The organism is Proteiniclasticum sp. C24MP (assembly GCF_043951855.1).
Classification (GTDB): domain Bacteria; phylum Bacillota; class Clostridia; order Clostridiales; family Clostridiaceae; genus Proteiniclasticum.
In genome coordinates, this window is record NZ_JBINJW010000013.1 from 16,766 (window position 1) to 36,838 (window position 20,073).

21 protein-coding genes are annotated in these 20,073 nt (G+C 42.2%); all 21 read right to left on the minus strand.

Annotation, left to right across the window (positions count from 1 at the left end):
* The 21 genes from ACHAL6_RS09870 to ACHAL6_RS09970 all read right to left on the minus strand — a co-directional run bounded on the left by ACHAL6_RS09870 (nucleotide 1) and on the right by ACHAL6_RS09970 (nucleotide 19,996).
* Entirely contained in the window at nucleotides 1-1,017 is a 1,017-nt protein-coding gene (locus ACHAL6_RS09870) for a 3-dehydroquinate synthase family protein (RefSeq protein ID WP_395270466.1), read from the minus strand.
* Nucleotides 1,018-1,110: 93 nt separating this feature from the next.
* Entirely contained in the window at nucleotides 1,111-1,704 is a 594-nt protein-coding gene (locus ACHAL6_RS09875) for a DivIVA domain-containing protein (protein ID WP_395270468.1), read from the minus strand.
* Nucleotides 1,705-1,728: 24 nt separating this feature from the next.
* Nucleotides 1,729-2,487, minus strand: coding sequence for a YlmH/Sll1252 family protein (locus ACHAL6_RS09880; protein ID WP_395270470.1), 759 nt, complete (start codon nucleotides 2,485-2,487; stop codon nucleotides 1,729-1,731).
* Entirely contained in the window at nucleotides 2,487-2,948 is a 462-nt protein-coding gene (locus ACHAL6_RS09885) for a cell division protein SepF (protein WP_395270471.1), read from the minus strand. Before ACHAL6_RS09885 ends, ACHAL6_RS09880 begins: the two co-directional genes overlap by 1 nt.
* 21 nt (nucleotides 2,949-2,969) lie before the next feature.
* The gene (locus ACHAL6_RS09890) at nucleotides 2,970-3,629 is read right to left on the minus strand and encodes a YggS family pyridoxal phosphate-dependent enzyme (protein ID WP_395270473.1); all 660 of its coding nucleotides are present in this window, start codon (nucleotides 3,627-3,629) and stop codon (nucleotides 2,970-2,972) included.
* A gap of 14 nt (nucleotides 3,630-3,643) precedes the next feature.
* Entirely contained in the window at nucleotides 3,644-4,366 is a 723-nt protein-coding gene (locus tag ACHAL6_RS09895; RefSeq protein WP_395270475.1) for a DUF881 domain-containing protein, read from the minus strand.
* Entirely contained in the window at nucleotides 4,350-4,709 is a 360-nt protein-coding gene (locus tag ACHAL6_RS09900; RefSeq protein WP_395270477.1) for a small basic family protein, read from the minus strand. The genes ACHAL6_RS09895 and ACHAL6_RS09900 overlap by 17 nt, the downstream gene beginning before the upstream one ends.
* A 3-nt stretch (nucleotides 4,710-4,712) precedes the next feature.
* Nucleotides 4,713-5,432 carry a DUF881 domain-containing protein gene (locus ACHAL6_RS09905; protein ID WP_395270479.1) on the minus strand — a complete coding sequence of 240 codons (720 nt, stop codon included), beginning with the start codon at nucleotides 5,430-5,432 and terminating at the stop codon, nucleotides 4,713-4,715.
* Between the two features lie 14 nt (nucleotides 5,433-5,446).
* Nucleotides 5,447-6,262, minus strand: coding sequence for a cell division protein FtsQ/DivIB (locus ACHAL6_RS09910; RefSeq protein WP_395270480.1), 816 nt, complete (start codon nucleotides 6,260-6,262; stop codon nucleotides 5,447-5,449).
* A 54-nt stretch (nucleotides 6,263-6,316) separates the two neighbouring features.
* Nucleotides 6,317-7,513: a putative lipid II flippase FtsW gene (gene ftsW, locus ACHAL6_RS09915; protein WP_395270482.1), complete on the minus strand. Its 1,197-nt coding sequence runs from the start codon at nucleotides 7,511-7,513 to the stop codon at nucleotides 6,317-6,319.
* Nucleotides 7,514-7,544: 31 nt separating this feature from the next.
* Nucleotides 7,545-8,492 (minus strand): phospho-N-acetylmuramoyl-pentapeptide-transferase, encoded by a 948-nt coding sequence (gene mraY, locus ACHAL6_RS09920; protein WP_395270484.1) that lies wholly within the window; start codon nucleotides 8,490-8,492, stop codon nucleotides 7,545-7,547.
* Nucleotides 8,492-9,838 carry a UDP-N-acetylmuramoyl-tripeptide--D-alanyl-D-alanine ligase gene (gene murF / locus ACHAL6_RS09925; RefSeq protein ID WP_395270486.1) on the minus strand — a complete coding sequence of 449 codons (1,347 nt, stop codon included), beginning with the start codon at nucleotides 9,836-9,838 and terminating at the stop codon, nucleotides 8,492-8,494. The genes mraY and murF overlap by 1 nt, the downstream gene beginning before the upstream one ends.
* 130 nt (nucleotides 9,839-9,968) lie before the next feature.
* Entirely contained in the window at nucleotides 9,969-11,705 is a 1,737-nt protein-coding gene (locus ACHAL6_RS09930) for a peptidoglycan D,D-transpeptidase FtsI family protein (RefSeq protein WP_395270488.1), read from the minus strand.
* Between the two features lie 20 nt (nucleotides 11,706-11,725).
* Complete coding sequence (locus ACHAL6_RS09935) at nucleotides 11,726-12,232, minus strand: hypothetical protein (RefSeq protein ID WP_395270490.1); 507 nt, start codon at nucleotides 12,230-12,232, stop codon at nucleotides 11,726-11,728.
* A 25-nt stretch (nucleotides 12,233-12,257) separates the two neighbouring features.
* Nucleotides 12,258-13,184: a 16S rRNA (cytosine(1402)-N(4))-methyltransferase RsmH gene (rsmH, locus tag ACHAL6_RS09940; protein ID WP_395270492.1), complete on the minus strand. Its 927-nt coding sequence runs from the start codon at nucleotides 13,182-13,184 to the stop codon at nucleotides 12,258-12,260.
* Nucleotides 13,185-13,192: 8 nt separating this feature from the next.
* A complete protein-coding gene (gene mraZ, locus ACHAL6_RS09945) occupies nucleotides 13,193-13,621 on the minus strand; it encodes a division/cell wall cluster transcriptional repressor MraZ (RefSeq protein WP_207598274.1) in 429 nt (142 codons plus the stop codon).
* Between the two features lie 297 nt (nucleotides 13,622-13,918).
* The gene (gene yfmH, locus ACHAL6_RS09950) at nucleotides 13,919-15,193 is read right to left on the minus strand and encodes an EF-P 5-aminopentanol modification-associated protein YfmH (RefSeq protein WP_395270494.1); all 1,275 of its coding nucleotides are present in this window, start codon (nucleotides 15,191-15,193) and stop codon (nucleotides 13,919-13,921) included.
* Nucleotides 15,171-16,430 carry an EF-P 5-aminopentanol modification-associated protein YfmF gene (yfmF, locus tag ACHAL6_RS09955; protein ID WP_395270496.1) on the minus strand — a complete coding sequence of 420 codons (1,260 nt, stop codon included), beginning with the start codon at nucleotides 16,428-16,430 and terminating at the stop codon, nucleotides 15,171-15,173. The genes yfmH and yfmF overlap by 23 nt, the downstream gene beginning before the upstream one ends.
* Before the next feature lie 154 nt (nucleotides 16,431-16,584).
* A complete protein-coding gene (locus ACHAL6_RS09960) occupies nucleotides 16,585-18,279 on the minus strand; it encodes a M3 family oligoendopeptidase (protein ID WP_395270497.1) in 1,695 nt (564 codons plus the stop codon).
* 9 nt (nucleotides 18,280-18,288) lie between these two features.
* A complete protein-coding gene (locus ACHAL6_RS09965) occupies nucleotides 18,289-18,579 on the minus strand; it encodes a DUF503 domain-containing protein (protein WP_395270499.1) in 291 nt (96 codons plus the stop codon).
* Nucleotides 18,557-19,996, minus strand: coding sequence for a type II CAAX prenyl endopeptidase Rce1 family protein (locus ACHAL6_RS09970; protein ID WP_395270500.1), 1,440 nt, complete (start codon nucleotides 19,994-19,996; stop codon nucleotides 18,557-18,559). Before ACHAL6_RS09970 ends, ACHAL6_RS09965 begins: the two co-directional genes overlap by 23 nt.
* Nucleotides 19,997-20,073 lie beyond the last annotated feature (77 nt).

Sequence of the window (20,073 nt, forward strand, 5' to 3'; positions counted from 1 at the left end):
CTACTCCAATATCACGGTCAGCGCCTCGAGAATTTCCGCCTCTTGGACCATGACCTTTATTTCAGGTTTCTCTAATTCGCTTAATAGCGTAAACCTCATATTTTCATCATTTTTCTTGTCTTTTCGGATGGCCTCCATGAGCTTTTCTTTATCTGCACTGATTTTTCTCCGAAGACCATATTTGTCCATAATCTTCATAGCCTTGATCCCTGTCTCCGGATTCAGTCCCAGCTTCATGGTGCTGAGATCTATCTCGGCAAGTATTCCCAGCGCTACCGCTTCTCCATGGGTGACAGCACCCTCCAGTACACTTTCAATGGCATGACCGACATTATGTCCGAAGTTCAGGATGTTGCGTATTCCCTGATCACTGTAATCCGCCTGCACCACTTCACTTTTTATGAGCAGCCCGGAAAGGATATACTCCTTCATGGGCAGATGAAACAGATCCTTATCCGATGACAGAAGATCGTCCAGAATCAGCCGATTTCCGATGAGACCGTATTTCAGAATCTCCCCCAGTCCACTTCTCAGTTCCCTTTCTTCCAGGGTTTTGAGGAATTCCAGACAGATGATGATTCTGTCCGGTTTTCTGAAAGCGCCTATGTAGTTTTTGATGCCTCTGAAATTCACACCGCATTTTCCTCCGACAGAACTGTCGCACATGGACAGTAACGTCGTAGGCACCATAACGAAGGGAATTCCTCTCTTGAAAGTGGCTGCAGCATATCCCGCCAGATCCCCTGTGATGCCTCCGCCGATGGCAATCAACGTCTGGCTGACATGATTCTCAAGAAGAAAATCATAGATTTTCTCCAGTTCCGAAAGATTCTTGTTTTTTTCCGATGCATCAAAGAGATACATCTTTTTTCCTTCTAAAAACGTCATGAGCCCTTCTGTCACCTGGAGCAGCTTTCTATCCACGACAAAAAGCGCATCTTCTGGCAATTTTTCAAAAGTGCGATTCAAACCATCCGTGAATTCTATTTTTTCATTCCTAAACAGTTTTTCTTCCATAACATTTTCCTTTCAAAGGATATCTTATCACATGGAGTCTTCCTTCACAAGAAAAGAGACTTCGTTAAAAAGTCTCCCACTGTAGGATTTCAATCACCCTTTTATTTCCACTTCTTCCTCTGAAAAGCTGTCTTCGTCAAAAGCCCTCTTCTCCATGGATTCCTTCTGTTCAAATGCACTTTCATGAGGAGTAAGACCTGCAACTTTCAAGGAGCCCGTTCCAAGTGTTCCCCTTTCGATTTCCTCTGATGCGGATGTGAAGGAACTCATCTGACTTTCCATGAAATTCAGCACTCTCATTTTGAAATTACTGAATTCCATTCTGTATTTTTCATATTCTCTCTTCAGATTTTCATTGTCCTTGTTGGTATTTTCAATAATTGCCTGCGCTTTTGCCTGCGCATTTTCAATGATATGTTCCGCTTCCCTCTCCGCCTGGTTCTTTGTGGCATCTGCTGTATTCTGTGCCAGAACCAGAGTACTCTGGAGTGTTTTTTCAAGGCTTGCGTAATACTCGATCTTTTCACTGAATCCTTCTATCTTTTCCTTCAAACTTGCATTTTCACGATAGAGCGCTTCAAAATCTTCCACAATCTCATCCAGAAATTCGTCCACCTCATCTGTGCTGTAGCCTCTCATGGTTCTTTTGAAATCTTTATTGGTTATTTCTACTGGTGTGATCTTCATGTGTTACCTCCTCCATACTGAAAATTACTCGAATTTATAAAATGCGACCCTTAAGTTCCCTTTTTGAGTCGTTCCAATGATTTCTCCTATTTTGAACTTTCCTTTTCTTCTGATCGTCAGAGTATCTCCCTCATTTATTTCCTTAGCCTTATCTCTTGCTTCATTGTAATTCAAGAGTACGAGCCCTTTCTGAATCATCTCCAGCGATTTTGTGCGGGAAGTTCTAGCAAGCTCAGCTACAACCACATCAAGTCTCAGGGAAGCGATGACCGCCTCTCTTTTCACCAGATTAGGCTTAAGAAACAACACCTTCTCCTCATACTCATGCAGCGTCAGCTTCACACTGCACCTGCCGATCTGATTGAGATTATTCAGTATGAAGTCTGCCATCTCCTTGAAAATCACCAGATAGGCCTTATCATCTTTCAGAAAAATATCTCCGAATTTTTCTCGCAAGATGCCTAAACTCATGATCGCACCAAGATAATCTCGGTGAGCGAGCTCCATCTGATGATCAAGATTTTCAATTTCCATGATGGCCAGCGGATTTCCCCCTCTGACCCCGGAAGCGAAAATTCTTCTCTCAAAGAAATCTTCTCCCATGACGTGAATATCCCTGTATTCTTTCATATTCAGAATTCTGTTCCAGACACCAGGTGTATAGAATTCATCTGTATGATAAAAGAAGTTGAAGCTCTTTGCTCTTTCCAAAGACTCAAAGAGCTTCGCCATTCTATAGGGATCTTCTTCCGAAAAAGTTTTGATGAATCCCTTTTTATCCATTATTTCCAGTTCAGAAACCCTTTGATAGAGCTTTCTTCCTTCTGATCCCTCGTTACTTCAACCATAGATGGAGATAGAACATACACGCCGTTTTCCACTTCCTGCAGATCACCTGACAAAGCGTAGGTTGCACCGGCGATGAAATCCAGAAGTCTCTGAGCCGTCCTAGGCTCAAGACTTGATGTATTGACCACTACGATCATATTCGCCTTCAGGCTCTCGCAGATCTGTGGAGCTTCGTCGAACGTATTGGGTTTGATGATATTGATCTTTGTATTATTCCCATGAAGATTCACCACTTTATTGGGCTCCTTCGCTTCTCTTCTTCTGTTCAGAATCGAGTAATTTTCCTTAGGCTCAGCGATCTCTTCCTCTTCCAGTTCTTCTAATTCATAATCGTCATACATTTCTTCGTCCTCAAATCCCATCATGTTTTTGAATGAAGTCATAATTTTACCCATGATCTTTTCCTCCTTATAAATCTAATAATTTCTTGATCCGAATATCCCGGTACCGACTCGCACCATGGTGGATCCTTCCAGCATGGCTGCCTCATAATCCGAAGACATGCCCATACTGAGGATCTCCATTGTGAAACGCTCACTTTCATTCTTCTTCAGGTCTGTGAACACCTCCTTCATTTTTCTGAAATAATATCTGTTTTCTTCAAGGCTCCCCTGGGGAATTATAGCCATCAGCCCTCTGACATGGATTCTATCAAGATTTCTCAGAAGTTCCAGAAATTCAGGCAGATCCTTCAGCAGGATTCCTGCTTTCTGCTCTTCTTCTCCAATATTGACTTCTATCAGCGTATCCACCATGAGATTCATTTTTTCAGCTCTCTTATTGATTTCCACAGCCAGAGACTCTCGATCCAGAGACTGAATAAGATGAGTCTTCCCTAGCACTTTTCTGACTTTATTGGTCTGAAGGTGTCCGATGAGATGCCAGCGGATATCCTTCGGGAGCACATCATATTTTGCTTCTATTTCCTGTACTTTATTCTCTCCGAAATCTCTTATGCCCATTGCATAAGCTTCCATGATTTCTTCTGGAGATTTTGTTTTTGAAACCGCGATTAGTGTAACACCTTCTAAAAGAGTTTCCTTCACCCGGGCGATATTTTCTCTGATCCTGCTCAAAAAGTCACAACCTTTCACTCTGCTTCCTGAAGATACTTCGGTATGATAGGCGGCACCGAACCTTCAAGAACAATTATCGGCATTTTTTCAAGATTCACCTGAATGCCTCTGTTTTTCATAATTCTCAACTGATTGAATTCCGTTTCTGTATAGGCTTCCAGAAGACCCTTGTCCCCGATGGCTTTCACCACGAAAGGTGAGGGCAGTTTCTGACCGTTGATGGAAATGAATGCCCAGCTGCAGTAGACCTCAGATGTTTCAGTCACTCTCTGGCCATTTATGGAGATGGCTTCTGCTCCATTGAGCTTCAGCTCGTTGATAAGCTTCAGCATATCTTCATTATGAATGATTCTCAGCCAGCTGTCTATGGAGCCTTCCTGCTCTCCTTCTTTCGGAATCCCATCCTCCAGTGAAATGATGAGCCCCGCTCCTCTCACATCCTTATACCCTAATAACTTTTCATTTCGGCTGTATTCCTCTGTGAGGTCTTCCATCACATGAAAGGAATCCGTGCTTTCCTTCTCATATTCATGAAGCTTCGTCAGTATTTTTTCTTCTGTTTTCTTCAGTGCGTTAATCTCATTTTTCAATCTGCCGCTGTATTCCATAGCATCCTTATACTCGCTCTGTATCAGTATCACATCCACCTGCCCTGTTGCAAGCTGTACACCGGTAGCGATTCCGATTCCGATGATCACTGAGCCAAATAACGTCAGCATCTTACTCAAACGCATCATTTCTCTTTCCCCTATAGTACTTATCTATGAGCAGTCTTCGGATTACTGCAAAGTTATTGAAGATTCTTCCTCCGAACACAACCACTGCCGCCAGATACATGGGAAGACCCAGTTTGTCTCCTAGGAATGTCAGCGCTACAGCTATGATGGCATTTCCGAAGAATCCGGAAATGAACACGATATTATCGAATGTCTTTCCAAGATAAGCTTTCAGTGCCCCGAGCACAGAGTCAAGACAGGTCAGTATGGCTATGGTGAGGTAAGTGGTATACGCATCGGGAATCTTCACATCCAGAAAAAGCCCAAGCAGGATACCAACCAATAGTCCGACTATTACAATCATCTTCTACTTTGCCTCCTCTATGAACGATGCTGAAAAAGGTTTCTCATATTTGTTGATGACCAGCTCATCCACCGGCTGAAAGCGTATGTCATAAAACTCCAGGGCATTGTAGGACATCGCACCCTGAAATGCAACGGCGCTGTTCAGTTTCTCCTTGTCCCCGATGGCTTTGATGACGATCTCTTCTCTAGGAGAAACTTTTTCATCATTTATGAGTATATAGCTGTTGTTGGAACTGGATTTTATTCCGGTCTGTATGGCGATTCTCTTGTCATTGATGCTGATGGCTTCAGCTCCGGCGAATTTCAGTTCATTGATGATATAGACCAGTTCCAGATCCGTGAGATAGGTGAATGTCTGCGGGTTCAGAAGCGGATCAGTGGGTTTCAGGCTAAGGGTAAGTCCCGGTCCTTTAACATCCACCAGCCCTAAAAGCAGCCTCGACTGGTCCAGCTCCGTTTTCAGAAGCTGATTGGCTTCATTGGAGGAGGATGCTGCAAGCTCGTAGCTTTTCAGATCTTCCGTCAGTTTATTGTTGCTGTCAACCAGTGCGGCTTTCTCTTCCTTCAGCATTTCAATTTCATGGAACAGATCTTCTGTTTCCTGAACTGTAAGTTTTTTCACCGGATCCTGCAGCTGCTTATACTGGTAGGTCATAAGGAACCCCAGTAGTACGAAAACCAGTGCCAGAACCCATTGCATATTTCTGTTTGTCTTTTTCATTCTTATCCTTCTTCTTAACCATCACCATTTTCTGGTGCTTCTTCATTCAGTTCATCGTCTTCTGTCGGTTCTATCACTTTCGTCTCATCGAAAACCACCGGCTTCTCCACATAGGATAAATCAACGTATCCCTTTACCCCGTGCAGGTTCCCATCAGAAATGATATTGATTGCCGTGTTCAGCTTCTCTTTGAGTGAATCCGGATAACCCAGTCTTACTTCAAGATCCTTGAAGTAGGTTCTGATGTTTGTCATGTCTCGCAGATCAAGTTCCGTAAAACGTATATCACTTATGTTTCTTTCCTGGAGATATCTGAATTCCTCCAGGATCTTCACTTTTTCCGGATAAGCCTCATAGATATTTTCGCCAAGCTCTGGAAGCGTTATTTCATCCGTAAGGGTCACTCCATCCACCGCATTGGCTCCGATTTCAAGTAGCACGCCTTCTCTTGTTGCCAGACTGATGACGCCATCTTTATAATAATTCACTTCCGCCTTCTTTTCCTCAATTGTAATCTCGATGGTGGAAGGGAATATCCGTTTCATCTTCATATGCCTGAAATACGGCTGTTTTCTGAAAAAACCCTCTGTTTCATGCATGCTGAGCAGAAGTATGTTTTCTCCGAGAAGCTTATCTGTTTCACGCTCAATCAATGGAGATGGAATCTTATCATTTCCTGTTACAGATACAGATTGAATATCGAAAAATGGAGCATGGGTCACTGCTATGCCCGCTGAGATCATTATGAGGAAGAGAAGAAAGAGCATCACCCTTCTTCTTCTTTTCTTTTTTTTCTTTCTGATCCGATCTTGAACTTCTTTCAAGCTCATTTTATTCACGTCCTCTAATCATCACGATCTTCTGTTTCAGTCGTTTCCAATTTCTCAGCTGCCTGTATTCTTCTTCGATTGTCTGGAAATATTCAAAAGTATGCCAACAGCTGCCAGATTAACCACCAGCGAGGTACCTCCTGCACTGATGAAAGGCAGAGTGACTCCAGTAACCGGAAAAGCTCCGATGACCACTGCGATGTTGATCAGGGACTGAAGTGCGAATATGGCAGTGATTCCTATGGCCAGAAGCTTGCCGAAATTATCTTCTGCAGTCAGAGCGATTCTTATTCCCCTGAAAATCAGAATCATGATCATGGCAATAAGAAACAGTCCCCCAATAAGCCCCAGTTCCTCGACGACTACCGCAAATATAAAGTCATTCTGTGCTTCAGGGAGCCAGAAGGCTTTCAGCCTTGACATGCCGATGCCACGCCCGAAAATCCCGCCACTCGTAAGTGCATATAAGGACTGAACAAGCTGATGTCCATCCCCCTGCGCGTCTATGAAGGGATCACCGAAGTTCAGGAATCTTCTCATACGATAAGGTTCCTTGATCATGGCTACCACCAGCATGGATACACCCACTCCGATGTAAGTGAAAATCTGAATATATGGTACACCAGATAGAAATATCATGATGAGCGAAGTCATCATGAGGATTGCTCCTATGGATAAATTACTCTGCAGAACAATGATGATTCCAGCAAATAGTCCAGCCATGAGAAATACTTTTCTCGATGATTTCCAGGATTTTCCCTTGTTGATTTCCACTCGTTTCAGAACGTTGGCTGCATAGAGCACCATGGCGAATTTCGCAAGTTCTGAAGGCTGCAGTGAAAGTGGTCCCATTCTGATCCACCTGCTCGCCCCTTTCGTCGGGTCAAAGAGTATGACCGCAACATTCAGGATCAGCACAACGAAAACGATGAGTTTTGTAAACTGCATTGTATAACGGTGGTAGTTGAAATTGCTGATGATGAAAATCATGATGAACATGCCGCCTAGTGCAAACACGCCCTGTCTGATCACATCTTTGTATGACGCAAACCCTTTCGCCACATTTTCGTAACTGGATGCACTGAACACCATGAGCAGTCCGAAAAACACAAGAGCAATGGTGACTGCAAGAAGAGGGAAGTCCACTTCTTTATACTTCACTTTATATCTGCTGCGTTTCCTGGGCTTCCTGTTTATCTTGCTCCTGGAAGGCAAGCCATCCGTTCTTATCTTCTGTTGTGCTGTATTCATGACTACCTCCTGAACCACAAAGCGCTCTGATCTACATCAGTAAATACGTACCTAATACCATGATCAAAGTCACCAGTGAAAACACACGAACTATTTTTGTTTCTTTCCATCCTAAGGCTTCAAAATGATGATGAATGGGAGCCATCTTGAATACTCTTTTCCCGGTTTTCTTGAAATATCCTACCTGTATGATTACCGATAAGGTTTCTATCACATAAACAATCCCTACAAGAATCAGAAGCAGCTCCGTTCTTGTCAGAAGACTCAGTATGCCTACCGCTCCTCCTAAAGCCAGGGAACCAGTGTCTCCCATGAACACCCTGGCAGGAAACCTGTTGAAATACAGAAAACCGATCAGTGAACCGATCAGTGTCAATGAAAAGAACAGTACCTGAGTGTTCTCCGATGCCAGGGAAACCAGCACGAAAAACAGCAGTACAACGATGGTTACACTGGATGATAATCCGTCAATTCCGTCGGTGAGATTCACTGCATTGGTTACCGCAGCAAAAAAGATCACCACAAAAGGGATATAAAGAATCCCCAGACTGATTTCTCTGCTTAGGAAGGGAATCATTATGCTATTGTAATCAAATCCGAAGTACAGCACACTTCCAGCAAGCAGTCCGAAAATCAGCAGGTAAAGCATCTTGTGCTTTGCACTCAGTCCATCTGAAGATTTCTTCTTCACCTTGAGATAATCATCCAGAAATCCTATGAGTCCGAAGCTTAAGGTGACGAAAATCATAAACAGGACTTTTGTACTGAATCCTGAGAGAATGGTGCCCATTACTGTGAGGACACTCAGAAAAATAAATCCGCCCATACTGGGTATACCCTGTTTTGCCAGATGTGACTCCGGTCCATCCAGTCGTACATTCTGTCCGAACTTGAAGCTTCTCAGCTTGCCGATGATATAGGGTCCTATGATGAGTGCGGCAGCAATGCTTGAAACCATAGAAATAACCGCTAATTCCATTATCTTTTCCCTCCGAACTCTTCAAGTACTGGAATGAATCTTTCAAAATACATCCCTCTGGAAGCCTTGATGAGTACAATGTCATCCAGTTTCAGATGCTGATGCATGTGATTCTCCGCCTCTTCGAAGGTTCTGAATCCGACCGCACCTTCACCATAGACTGCACTCATCTCTTCCATATACTCTCCTACTGCAATAAACTGATCGATTTCCTTGTTTCTCGCATAATACGCCACTGATTCATGCGCAGCAAGGGCTTCCTCTCCAAGTTCCTTCATTGTTCCAATGACGGCAACTTTTCTTCCTTTGAAGTTGGACAGATAGTCAATGGCGGCTTTGGTGGAATCAGGATTCGCATTATAGCAGTCATTTATGATGGTGAGGTGATCCAGATGAATCACATCCATACGCATAGAACTCTTCAGAATATGCACATGAGATAGTTCTTCCTCTTTTATCCCTAGCTCTCTTGCGACAATATAACATAAAATTCCATTTTGAACATTATGCTTTCCTGGTATGTCCAGACGGATGATGTCTTTACTTTTATTTACAGAAAACTCAACATAATCTTCAGCGATATTGATGTTTCGTGCAATATAATCTCCTCTGTTCAGGCCTCCGTACAAAACCCTGTAAGGCTTGTTTTCCACGGTTCTCAGATACTCATCATCCCCGTTCAGCACAAGCAGTGAGTCACTGCCGAAGAAATCCGTTATTTCCATTTTCGCTTTCAGAATGTTTTCCTGTGAGCCTAGATATTCTATATGCGATAAGCCTATGTTCGTTATGACTGCAATGTCCGGTTGTGCCACCCTAGCCAGATTATGAATTTCAAGCGGCGCACTCATCCCCATTTCGAGTATGGCATAGTCATAGCTGTCATCCAGGGAAAAAATCATCAGTGGCAGACCCAGTTCATTATTGTAGTTACCTGAAGTCTTGAACACTTTGTATTTTTCTGAAAGCATTCCATGAAGAATGTCTTTTGTGGAGGTCTTTCCGGTAGAACCGGTGATGCCGATGATCTTAAGATCCAGCATTTTTCTGTAATAATAAGCAAGGTCAAGAATAGCCCGATAAGTGCTGCTTACCTTAAGGACGGCCTTCCCTTCAGGAACTTCAGTGATTTCCACATCTTCAACAACTGCTACATTGGCTCCATTTCTGAATGCATCCAGATAATGTTCATTACCGTTGAAGTGTTCGCCTTTGATACCGATGAACAGTGATTCTTCAGTGACAGTTCTGGAGTCGATAAACACAGCATCAAAGCCTGCTTCAGCACTTCCATATAAGGTTGCGTCTAAATGTTCCGCGATCTCTTTAACAAGTATAGTTTTCATAATTTCCTCATCTCTTCATACAATTCCAGTTTCAGAATCAGCATTAAATTCCTTATCAAATATATCATAATCTCACAGTTTTTGCTGAGGTTATACGAAAATAGCATGTGATTTCACATGCTACTTCTGATCAGTTTAAGGACAGATATTTCTCCACTTCCAGGAAGATCTCCTTAGCCCATGGAGCCGCAACCGTGTTGCCGTAAATAGCATCTTTAGGATTATTGACGATAACAAGAACTGTAATCTGCGGATCTGTATAGGGTGCTCCACCGATAAATGAAGAAATAAACTCATCATCGGAATATCCCTGTTTTCCATTCTCATCTGTAATGATCTTCTGTGCTGTGCCTGTTTTGCCGAACACAGGAATATCTTCCATGTATGCAGCACTCCGATCATTCTCTCCTACCACACCGTATAGCAGCTTCAGCATTCTATCCGCTGTATCCCTGCCTATGACTTCATGCTCCTGTGCTGTATCAAGAGCTCGCACCGTCAGATTGCCGTTGACATCTTCCAGTACAGCCTTCTCTGCCAGATGAAGCGGTTTCATGACACCACCGTTGGAAATGGTGTTGATGGCATTCATCATCTGAACCGGACTTGCCGTCTGAGCCTGTCCGATGGATGATGTGGCAAGGTCGATGGGTTTCATGTTCTCCTCTTCAAATACGATACCCGTTGTTTCACCGGGCAAATCAATACCTGTTTTCTGCCCGAAAAGATACGCGTCCACATATTCACTGAATTTTTCTTCTCCAAGCCTCTGGGCAATGAGAATGGTGCCTACGTTGCAGGAGTTTCGAAGAACATCCTGCAGGGACTGGTCTCCGTGTCCGGATCGATTGACGCAATTCACTCTGACGCCGTTGACCATGATGTATCCCGGACAGTTGAAATGATCGTGCTCATCTACAAGGCCCTCTTCCATTGCAGCAGATACCGTAACAATCTTGAATGTGGATCCCGGTTCATAGGAATCATTTACCGCAAAATTTCTGGTCACTGCATCAAACTCTTCCTGTGTACGATCCTCTCTCGGATTGTTGGGATCGAAATCCGGCAGATTAACCATACCAAGGACACCACCACTTTTAGGATCCGATACAATCATAGTGATGCTGTCAGCTTCATGTTTCTCCATAGCTTCTTCAGCCAGATTTTCAATGAAGTATTGGATTTTCTCATCAATCGTGAGTGTTATGTCGCTTCCATCAATTGCAGGAGTCTGAACGACTTCCGAATAGGGAAGTTCTCTGTTCTGTTTGTCGACCTCTGCAATTTTGATTCCACTTACGCCACGAAGTGTTTCATCATACCAGTACTCCAGACCCATGACACCTGTACCATCAATATTCACCGAACCCAGCACATGAGACAGATAGCTGCTGTTCGGATAATATCTGATATTATCATATCCGATCAGAAGAAAACTGATTCCTTCTTCCTTGATGTATGCTCTCAGCCTGTCGATGACATCTTTTTCGATTTTTCTCTTGATGATGATTCCTCTATGATCTGAAGTCAGCTTTTCCAGCATGACCTCGGTTTCTTCCCCCAGAATCTGGGCCAATGGTGCAGCGTAGCTTTCTGGAGTTTTCCCTTTTGATGCAAGGAGCCTTCTGAACGTATCCAGATCTGCATCCACTCTATACGCTTCAGTGGTTGATGCTAAAAGAGAGCCATTTCTATCCAAAATGTCTCCTCTTTTTGCAGGAATTATTATTTCTCTTACAATCTGACTCTGTGCTTTGGTGAAAATTTCATCTTTGGCTATGACTGTCACATAAAACAGTCTCGCACCCAGCCCTAAAAACAAAACCAGCGTAAGCACTGTAACGCCTATGTATCTTTTGTTATTCATATCCCACCTCTATGACCCGATTAGTTGAATATATTCAAGTTCAGCATAGAGAATATTTTATCTGTAAACTTGGGCTGTTTCACCACGGGTTCATCTTCAATAAAATTATTCTTTGACAAATCAGCTGTTATTGCACTTTCCTGACCAACTGCTACAAGTTCCAGTTCAATGGACTTTTCCGCAATCTCACCAATGGAAGAAGCTTTGATTATTTCTGCCTGCAGTGCTTCATTATTTTTCATGGTCATACGTGTTTCATTCTGCAGCTGAACATATTCATTCTGCATGTTATAGATCATTCCGCTTCTGAATATCGTAACAAATAGTCCTGTTGCCATAAAAAATATGGTGAGTACTGCACTCATTCTCATCTTATTGTTTCTGGCAGCATTTTTCTTCGCAAATTCCTGTCTCGACTTTTCCAGTCTTCTCTTCTCTTCTTCCTGAGCTCTTCTCTTCTCTCTTGTAATCTCAGGATTAGGAACAGCATTCATGTACTGAACTCTGTTGGGTAGTGCCATCATCATCACACCTTTCTATATATCCCGTAACCTATATTTTCTCTAAAACTCTGAGTTTTGCGCTTCTTGACCTGGGATTCTCTTCTATCTCTTCGTCTCCAGGTAAAATCGGTTTTTTGGTAAGAATCTTTACCGTCGCTGTCTTCCCACAGATACATGGCATACTAGTAGGACATGTACACGGGAACATCAGCTCTTTATATGTGTTTTTAACGATTCGGTCTTCCAGCGAATGGAAGGTGATTATCGCCAGTCTTCCCTCAGGCTTTAATCCGTCCACTGCATCCAGAATGGTATCTCTTATGATTGTCAGTTCCCTGTTCACTTCAATTCTTATGGCCTGGAACGTTCTCTTTGCAGGATGAGGTCCTTCTCTTCTTGCTTTTGCAGGAATTGCCGCTTTAATGATCTCCACAAGTTCATGTGTTGTAGCGATGGGTTTTTCTCCCCTTGCTTTTACTATGAATCCTGCAATTCTCTTGGCAAATTTCTCTTCTCCATAATCCCGGATTACGCGAGCGATATCTGCTTCTTCGTATCCGTTGACTACATCGTATGCTGATAGAACATCTTCCCTGTTCATTCGCATATCCAGTGGAGCATCTTTCATGTAAGAGAATCCTCTTTCCCCTTCATCCAGTTGATAGGATGAAACACCCAGATCCATCAGAATCCCATCCACCTCTTGGGGTGCATGCTCTTTAAGGATCTTCCTGATATTTTCAAAATTCGAATGTACCAGAACCACGTTTTCATACTCTTTCAGTATTTCTCTGGCATTGTTAAGAGCATCTGTATCCTGATCGATTCCTATGAGCTTCCCACCTCTTAGTTTTTTCAGGATTTCTTTTGTATGCCCTGCACCACCTAAGGTGCAATCCACATAAATACCATTTTCCTTTATATTCAACGCCTCTATACATTCATCCAATAGAACAGACACATGTTTAAATTCCATATTCTCACCTATATTCCCAGTTCATTCATTTTCTCAGCTATTGCATCCATATCCATTTCACTCTCGTTATACGCTTCCCACTTTTCTTTAGACCATACTTCCACACGATCCATCATACCAACGCTAACAACTTCGCCTTCAATACCTGCATAGCTTAAAAGAGATTGTGGTATAAGCACTCTTCCCATCTTGTCCGGTTCCATCTCATTGGCTCCGGAGAAAAAGAATCGAACGAAGGATCTGACATTCTTGTCAGTCAGCGGCAAAGACTTCAGCTTCTGTTCAAAAATCTGCCATTCGTTTTTGGGATAGATGTATAAACATGAATCAAGACCTTTGGTCATGATGAATGTCTCTCCCAATCCATCTCTGAGCTTAGATGGAATAATTATTCTGTTTTTCTTGTCCATTCCGTGACTAAACTCACCAATCAGCATCTTTTCTCACCACTTTTCACCACTTTTTACCACTTATATGTTTATTTTACACAAAAAAGAATAACCCTTCAATAGCTTGAAGGGTTATAATCGAAATATATTTAAAATTCACAGAATATCTATAATTATATTTGCCTTGATTTTCAGCGTTTTTCGCCATTGTCAGAAAATACTGTCATGATTTGTAAACGAATTCAATCTGTATGTTCTTGACAGGAATATTTCTTTCGATTCAATTATTGATTTGATGCTCAACCACTTTGATAAATATGCAATTATCAGTATAGAACATGCGTTTTATCTGATGATCACCTTAGTACTGTTCTCAGCATGAAATACTTCCAGAAATTTAGCCCTGACATCTTCAATGGTAATATTCTTGAGTTTCTCCACATAAGTGAAAATATCCTCTTTATGCAGAAGCATTCCTGTAGTTGTAACACCGATCCGGTCCACAGAGTTGAAGATATTGACAAAATTACCAGTCATCCCTTTCTTGATTCGTTCCATATCGTTTTCCAGATCATCAAAGAAAGTCTTATCAGTTTTTATGGACTCGATATAATCTTCAATCAGCGTGAATACCTTCTCCGGTTCCCTTGATTCTCCACCGATGAAGATTTCGCCATGATCTTCATCCAGACTTATTTCACTGGAAAAGCTGTCGTTGATCTTTCCGTTCTTTATGTTCTCTTCGTAAAAGTATGAAGTTGAACCGAAAATCAGTTTCATGAGTAAAGATCCGGTCAATGTTTCCATCAAGAGATCTTTCTTCCTGTTGATCACTTTCAGTCCGTAAATATAGTTGGGCACCTGCAGATCCATATGCAGGGTGCTCGCTTTCTTCAAAGATTCCTTTGGTTCATTGTATATCTTTTTGACAAGGTCCAGTGGTTTTCCCGGCTTCACATTTTCCGAAATCAGCTGCTCCACTTCATTGATTTCCAAATCACCGACCAGAACAAGTATCATGTTTCTCGGATTATAGAAAGCATCGTAACATTCAATGAGGTCTTTCGGTGTAAGACTGTATATGGAATCCACACTGCCTGCTATATCTTCACGAACAGGGTGTTCATGATAGAGTGCTTTCATTGCTTCAATGTATCCTCTGAAACCAGGATGGTCATCATACATCTTGATTTCTTCCGCGATGATTCCCTTTTCCTTTTCCACGTTTTCTTTCGTCAGGTGAGGTGTGAATACCATCTCAAGGAGAAGTTTCAGGTTCTTCATGAAATGAGAGGTGGTACTGAAATAGTATGAAGTCTGATGATTATTTGTAAATGCATTGACTGATGCGCCAAGTTCTGTGAACTTGTTGAACACATTTCCCCCTTCCGGCATTTCAAACACTTTATGTTCCAGAAAATGTGCAATGCCTTCGGGATATCGCTTGTAACTTTTTCCGCCATCTATGGAAAACTCCACATCTTTACTACCATAATCTGATGTGAGGATCGCATATGATTTTGCAAATCCTTTCTTTGGTATATAATACACTTTTAAGGTGTTGATTTCCGTTTCATAGATTTTCTCATCTATGAATCTAAGCTCTTTCATGTTCCCCATCTTTGTCCTCCCCATCTAAGTAATGTGCACAAATGAATTCAAGATTTTCTGCTACATTCATTATTCTTTCCTTTGTCACTTCTTTCAGCCCATCGATGACCTGTCCAATGGTATAGTCAATGCCAAACACTCGTAAGGCAATGAGATAATTTGACGTATTGAAGATGGAATCACTCATGGCATTGAGAGAACTGATGACCTTCGTTCGCGCAACTTCAATATCTTCCTGTGAAAACTCACCTTTCTTCATTTTGCCGATTTCTTCATCAATCAGCTCTTTTGCTTTTCTGAAATTCTTGAAATCCGTTCCGGCACCTATTGTCATTACTCCCGCAAATTTATCAAAGCTGGAGTAAATGGAGTAGGCCAGAGAATGCTTCTCTCTGACTTCATTGAAGAGTTTCGAATGAGCACCACCGCCGAATATGGAATTGAACAGAACCAGCGCGAAATAATCGCCATGGAAAATACTGTTGTTCGTATTGTACAGCAGTGACATTTTACCCTGATTGATCTTCATTTTTTCAAAGACTTCGCCACTTTCACGATTAAAATCTCTCTTTTCCGAAGAACTCAAATCATGACCGTTCTTTCTGTTTGAAAGAATCTTCAAGGAAGACACCTTCTCCAGTACTTCTTCTTCATTCTTAATGTTTCCTGATGCGTAGCAGAAGGCCTCTTTCCCTTTCAGTTCTTCCCATAAATCCATCAGGACTTTCCTGTCGATTTTATCAAGCTCCAGAATGGTTCCATACTCTGGAATTCTATAGGAATCATGAAGACCAAGTTCCATGACTCTGTTCATGGAGTAATGTCCTTTGTCATCATAGATGGATTCTATATAAAGCCTGTGATTCAGAATTTCCTGCGCAATGATTTCTTCCTCAAAGTCATCCTCTTTCAGCAGCGGATGATAGATCAGTTCATTCAGAAGATGAATGGCTTTGTCCCACAAATCTTCTTTATATAATGTGAACCGATTGTCCATGAAACTCACATAAAAGATCACAAATAATTTATTCCCGATTTTACTTAGCATGATATCAAAGTTCGCCCCGTACATATCCTGAAGATATCTGGCGATTTCCGATGAGGAATGAAAAGATTTCGTTCCTCTTTTGAGCACCTGAGCCAGCACATTATATCCCGTTACATTCTCTTCCAGACTGACCGGAACGACCAGGCTGATGGCATTGTTTTTGAATTTAGATGTTTTGATTATTCCAATGTTATCCATTTTCCCTCCATGTCTGCACCATATAGCACAGTTATAACCTGAATTGGTTGTATAAAATATATTATCACATTTACACCTGAAAATCTTCTTAAGAAAACAGGTTTCCATAGAAGGTTTTATCCTTCTTACAGAAACCTGTCTAAACTAGTGATTTCTATAGTTTTGTGTCATCTACTGAATCAAGATATGCTTCAATATCCGGTAAAATCGATGGAATCGTCTCAGGCAGGAACGGATTTTTCAGACCTGCAAGTTCGACCAGCTCCAGGAACGGCTTGCTTCCACCCTCTTTACACAATGCCACATAATCATCCCATGCTTTCTTCCCTTCATTTCTGCTCCTGATGAAGTACTGGAGCGCACATACCTGTGCCAGCGTATAATCTATGTAATAGAAAGGTGCAGTGAAGATATGCAGCTGTTTGAACCAGAAACCGCCTCGGTTGTAGAAGTCATTGTCTTCATAATTCTTCAGAGGAAGATACTTCTTTTCGATTTCTCTCCATTTCAGTTTCCTTTCCTCTGGTGTCGCTTCAGGATTTTCGTAGACAAAATGCTGAAACTCATCTACTGTTACACCATAAGGCAGAAAGAGCAGTGTCCCTTGAAGGTGAGAGAACTTGTACTTGTCTGTTTCTTCCTTGAAGAAGTTCTCCATCCAAGGCCAGGTGAAGAATTCCATGGACATGGAATGAATTTCACAGGCTTCATAGGTGGGAAAACTGTATTCAGGCACTTCATAATGTCTTGAGGAGAATACCTGGAAGGCATGTCCCGCTTCATGTGTCAATACATCGATGTCTCCAGAAGTTCCATTGAAGTTGGAGAAGATGAAAGGTGACTTGAAATCCGGAATATAAGTACAGTAGCCACCGGCCTGCTTTCCTTTTTTCGTTACAAGATCCAGAAGTTCATGTTCCACCATGAAATCAAAGAATTCCTTCGTTTCTTTTGAAAGCTCCTCATACATCGTCCTTCCATTATCAATGATCCATTCGGGTGATCCCTTTGGTGTGGCATTCCCTGTAGTGAATTCAATGGCTTCATCATAATATTTCAGCTCATCAAGCCCAAGCCTATTAGCCTGTCTTTCACGAAGCTTGACCACTAGAGGAACAATATGATTCAGAATCGCTTCTCTGTAAGTCCTGACTTCTTCTGGTCCATACTCGGTTCGCAGAAGACCGTCATAGGACATCTGCACATAATTTTCATATCCCAGTTTTCTGGCCATCTGATGTCTCACTTTGACCAGTTCATCATAAATCCGGTCAAATTCCTTTTCATGGTCTCTGAAGAATCCTGAATAAGCTTCATACGCCGCTTTTCTTACAGCTCTGTCTGGATTTTCCATGAAAGGCACAAGACCTGACAGGTTTCTTTCTTCCCCTTCGAATAGGATGCTGGCAGAAGCTACTAGCTTTGAGTATTCAGATGACAGCTTGTTTTCTTCCTGCATGTCTTCTATGATTTCAGGCTTGAAAGCTTTGATGGAAAGTTCTGCCAGATTCAGCAGATGCTTTCCGTATTTCTCTTCCACATCCCCTTTGTAAGGAGTGTCGAGGATCACGTGATAGAAACTTGTCACCAGATCCTGAAGCTCCGGCATAGCCATATCGACATAATCCGATTCCTTGTCATAGAATTCGTCTCTTGTATCAATACTGTGCCTGATTGATACAAGCTGGAACATGGACTCCACATAAAGTCTAAGCTTGATGAATTCATCCATACTTTCAAGAAATGCTTCTCTTGACTCGGCTTTTTCCATGGTCTTCAGAATTTCCTGCGCTTTTGCTTTGACCTCTTTCATTTCTGGTCTTTCATACTTATAGTCATTGAATTTCATACTTTCCTCCTAATAATTATCAATATATGTTTCTTCCTGAATCAGTTCCACATCAAAACTGTTCAGGATAAAATCCGCAACTTTCCTCATGGTGCCTTCGATTATATCCCTGTCAGATGATACACAGGCTACACTGATGACGATGCTTTTGTGCTGATCCAGATCTTCTGTTTCCGAAATGGAGACGTTGAATTTATTCTTCACTTTCGCTTTCAGACTGTTCACGATACTTCTTTTCTCTTTCAGAGAGCGCACATAACCTGCTCTGAAACTCAGCCTAGCTATACCTACGTAGGCCATCGATCAGCACCACCCTTGCAGGAGCAGCTTCAGCTCCACTGATTTTCAACGGGAATGCGCTTAAAGTATATCTGCCACATGCCACATGACTCAGATTCAGGTTTTCAAGAATAATTATACCACTTTTCAAAAGCATTTTATGTACTTCGTAAGGCTCACCTTCTTCAATGGAATCGAGGGCCGTTCCCACCACTTTTATTCCACCTTCAATAAGCGCCTGTGCCCTTTCTTTCGCAATATAACCATCTTTGAAGATTACTCTCACTGTTCCCTCAGGAAGAAATTCAGAAGAGGTTTCAGCCACCCTCACTTCTCCATATAAAAGATTCAGATCCACATCATCCTGGGTTCCACCGTTTTCAATGAAATGACTGGGAAAATCCATATGTGTTGATGCATGTGTGTTCATCTGGATACTTCTTACGGCATAGCCCTCCTGGGAAATGCTACGCACTTCTCTGATCTCCACTTCGGGGTCCCCCGGATAAACAGGCATGCCATCCACAAGCGCTTTTGAGATATCTATGATCTTCTGACCCTCCAGTGGGATCTTCCTTTCTGAAGTCTCATGGTCTTTTCGGTACGCTGATTTCACTCCAGCGGCTCGATGCATGGGACCGTCATAGGCAAGAAAGCCCCTGTTTTTCACAACATAGGAAATAAAATAGATGGATGCTGCAATGTAAAACAGTACCAGAATGCCTCCGAGGACTTCCAATCCCATACCGGAAGGATCCGCATCTCCAATGAACAGCGGCAGTGAGAATGCTATAAGGTTGTTCACCATATGGCCAGCCATCACAAGGAGAAGACTCCCTGTTCTGTGATAGATGAAGCAGAGAACAAATCCTATAACTGCTGTTGGAACCATGGTTTCAGCATGAAGAAATCCGAAGACCAGAGAGGATACGATCATCGCAGTCAATGTACTCCTCTTCTTGTTGAGCAGATTGAAAAAGATGCCTCTGAACACAATCTCTTCCACAATCGGCGCTAATATCACAACGGATATGAACATCAGCACCAGCTCAAGGGGATCTGAATAAAGTGAGACTCCCTGCATCTGCTCAGCAGCTTCCATATACGATTCGTATAATCCTGGAAGCCACTGCTGCAGCGCCAGTACATACAAGAAAGTCACAAGACCTCCCACAAGAAAAGGAACGACTGCAAGATGAAGAGGCTTTTTCTCTACTCCTTTTGCCAGAAGCAGTTTCCGTTCTCTTCGCGTCAGTCCCAGATAATAAAACCCTATGAACATTAGTATATAAAAAAGTATCTGTATGAAATAAACGAAATACGCTGATCCTCCCGTGAAAGACGCAGCTGCTACAGATACGATAAGAATCGCAAAAATCGCCACCAGCATCAGTATGAATTTTGATACACTCATTTTCTCGAATCTAACAGGCATCATGGACCTCCAATTCTATTTCTGAATTCCGGATAATAAATAAACAATATACTCTAAGTATAGCAAAAGGAATGCTAAAA

Excerpts from the sequence above, each read along its gene's own strand:
- ACHAL6_RS09935 (WP_395270490.1), bottom strand. The coding sequence starts at position 12,232 with ATGATGATGGCACTACCCAACAGAGTTCAGTACATGAATGCTGTTCCT.
- ACHAL6_RS09930 (WP_395270488.1), bottom strand. The coding sequence starts at position 11,705 with ATGAATAACAAAAGATACATAGGCGTTACAGTGCTTACGCTGGTTTTG.
- ACHAL6_RS09875 (WP_395270468.1), bottom strand. The coding sequence starts at position 1,704 with ATGAAGATCACACCAGTAGAAATAACCAATAAAGATTTCAAAAGAACC.
- ACHAL6_RS09910 (WP_395270480.1), bottom strand. The coding sequence starts at position 6,262 with ATGAGCTTGAAAGAAGTTCAAGATCGGATCAGAAAGAAAAAAAAGAAA.
- ACHAL6_RS09895 (WP_395270475.1), bottom strand. The coding sequence starts at position 4,366 with ATGATGCGTTTGAGTAAGATGCTGACGTTATTTGGCTCAGTGATCATC.
- ACHAL6_RS09880 (WP_395270470.1), bottom strand. The coding sequence starts at position 2,487 with ATGGATAAAAAGGGATTCATCAAAACTTTTTCGGAAGAAGATCCCTAT.
- murF (WP_395270486.1), bottom strand. The coding sequence starts at position 9,838 with ATGAAAACTATACTTGTTAAAGAGATCGCGGAACATTTAGACGCAACC.
- ACHAL6_RS09885 (WP_395270471.1), bottom strand. The coding sequence starts at position 2,948 with ATGGGTAAAATTATGACTTCATTCAAAAACATGATGGGATTTGAGGAC.
- rsmH (WP_395270492.1), bottom strand. The coding sequence starts at position 13,184 with ATGGAATTTAAACATGTGTCTGTTCTATTGGATGAATGTATAGAGGCG.
- yfmH (WP_395270494.1), bottom strand. The coding sequence starts at position 15,193 with ATGGGGAACATGAAAGAGCTTAGATTCATAGATGAGAAAATCTATGAA.
- ACHAL6_RS09870 (WP_395270466.1), bottom strand. The coding sequence starts at position 1,017 with ATGGAAGAAAAACTGTTTAGGAATGAAAAAATAGAATTCACGGATGGT.
- mraY (WP_395270484.1), bottom strand. The coding sequence starts at position 8,492 with ATGGAATTAGCGGTTATTTCTATGGTTTCAAGCATTGCTGCCGCACTC.
- ACHAL6_RS09960 (WP_395270497.1), bottom strand. The coding sequence starts at position 18,279 with ATGAAATTCAATGACTATAAGTATGAAAGACCAGAAATGAAAGAGGTC.
- ACHAL6_RS09965 (WP_395270499.1), bottom strand. The coding sequence starts at position 18,579 with ATGGCCTACGTAGGTATAGCTAGGCTGAGTTTCAGAGCAGGTTATGTG.
- ftsW (WP_395270482.1), bottom strand. The coding sequence starts at position 7,513 with ATGAATACAGCACAACAGAAGATAAGAACGGATGGCTTGCCTTCCAGG.
- mraZ (WP_207598274.1), bottom strand. The coding sequence starts at position 13,621 with ATGCTGATTGGTGAGTTTAGTCACGGAATGGACAAGAAAAACAGAATA.
- ACHAL6_RS09905 (WP_395270479.1), bottom strand. The coding sequence starts at position 5,432 with ATGAAAAAGACAAACAGAAATATGCAATGGGTTCTGGCACTGGTTTTC.
- ACHAL6_RS09970 (WP_395270500.1), bottom strand. The coding sequence starts at position 19,996 with ATGATGCCTGTTAGATTCGAGAAAATGAGTGTATCAAAATTCATACTG.
- yfmF (WP_395270496.1), bottom strand. The coding sequence starts at position 16,430 with ATGGATAACATTGGAATAATCAAAACATCTAAATTCAAAAACAATGCC.
- ACHAL6_RS09900 (WP_395270477.1), bottom strand. The coding sequence starts at position 4,709 with ATGATTGTAATAGTCGGACTATTGGTTGGTATCCTGCTTGGGCTTTTT.